The organism is Erwinia plantamica (assembly GCF_043420595.1).
GTDB lineage: Bacteria > Pseudomonadota > Gammaproteobacteria > Enterobacterales > Enterobacteriaceae > Erwinia > Erwinia aeris.
Window position 1 is genome coordinate 1 of record NZ_JBGCUC010000039.1, and the last position, 1,485, is coordinate 1,485.

A 1,485-nucleotide genomic window follows, 5' to 3' on the forward strand; every position below is an offset into this window, starting at 1 on the left:
GAATCGTACCCCAAACCGACACAGGTGGTCAGGTAGAGAATACCAAGGCGCTTGAGAGAACTCGGGTGAAGGAACTAGGCAAAATGGTGCCGTAACTTCGGGAGAAGGCACGCTGGCGCGTAGGTGGAGGGACTTGCTCCCCGAGCCGAGGCCAGTCGAAGATACCAGCTGGCTGCAACTGTTTATTAAAAACACAGCACTGTGCAAACACGAAAGTGGACGTATACGGTGTGACGCCTGCCCGGTGCCGGAAGGTTAATTGATGGGGTTATCCGCAAGGAGAAGCTCTTGATCGAAGCCCCGGTAAACGGCGGCCGTAACTATAACGGTCCTAAGGTAGCGAAATTCCTTGTCGGGTAAGTTCCGACCTGCACGAATGGCGTAATGATGGCCAGGCTGTCTCCACCCGAGACTCAGTGAAATTGAAATCGCTGTGAAGATGCAGTGTACCCGCGGCAAGACGGAAAGACCCCGTGAACCTTTACTACAGCTTGACACTGAACACTGGTCCTTGATGTGCAGGATAGGTGGGAGGCTTCGAAGCGTGGACGCCAGTCCGCGTGGAGCCGTCCTTGAAATACCACCCTTTAATGGCTGGTGTTCTAACGTGGCCCCGTGATCCGGGGTGCGGACAGTGTCTGGTGGGTAGTTTGACTGGGGCGGTCTCCTCCCAAAGAGTAACGGAGGAGCACGAAGGTCAGCTAATCACGGTCGGACATCGTGAGGTTAGTGCAATGGCATAAGCTGGCTTGACTGCGAGAGTGACGGCTCGAGCAGGTGCGAAAGCAGGTCATAGTGATCCGGTGGTTCTGTATGGAAGGGCCATCGCTCAACGGATAAAAGGTACTCCGGGGATAACAGGCTGATACCGCCCAAGAGTTCATATCGACGGCGGTGTTTGGCACCTCGATGTCGGCTCATCACATCCTGGGGCTGAAGTAGGTCCCAAGGGTACGGCTGTTCGCCGTTTAAAGTGGTACGCGAGCTGGGTTTAGAACGTCGTGAGACAGTTCGGTCCCTATCTGCCGTGGGCGCTGGAGAATTGAGAGGGGTTGCTCCTAGTACGAGAGGACCGGAGTGAACGCACCGCTGGTGTTCGGGTTGTCATGCCAATGGCACTGCCCGGTAGCTAAGTGCGGAAAAGATAAGCGCTGAAAGCATCTAAGCGCGAAACTTGCCTCGAGATGAGTTCTCCCTGTGGCTTTAAGCCACCTGAAGGGACGTTGAAGACGACGACGTTGATAGGCCGGGTGTGTAAGCGCAGCGATGCGTTGAGCTAACCGGTACTAATGACCCGTGAGGCTTAACCTTACAACGCCAGAAGCGTTCTGGTAAGCGTTATGAGAGACGCAACATTTTCAGCCTGTTCACGGATAAACCCGCGCGGCCTCAGGGCGGCGGGGGAAACAGAATTTGCCTGGCGGCTTTAGCGCGGTGGTCCCACCTGACCCCATGCCGAACTCAGAAGTGAAACGCCGTAGCGCC

The 1,485-nt window shown here is 55.8% G+C and carries 2 rRNA genes; both read left to right on the forward strand.

Annotation, left to right across the window (positions count from 1 at the left end):
• Nucleotides 1-1,311, forward strand: a 23S ribosomal RNA gene (locus tag AB3U87_RS21920); the annotation flags it as partial.
• Between the two features lie 105 nt (nt 1,312-1,416).
• Nucleotides 1,417-1,485 (forward strand): 5S ribosomal RNA (rrf, locus tag AB3U87_RS21925); the annotation flags it as partial.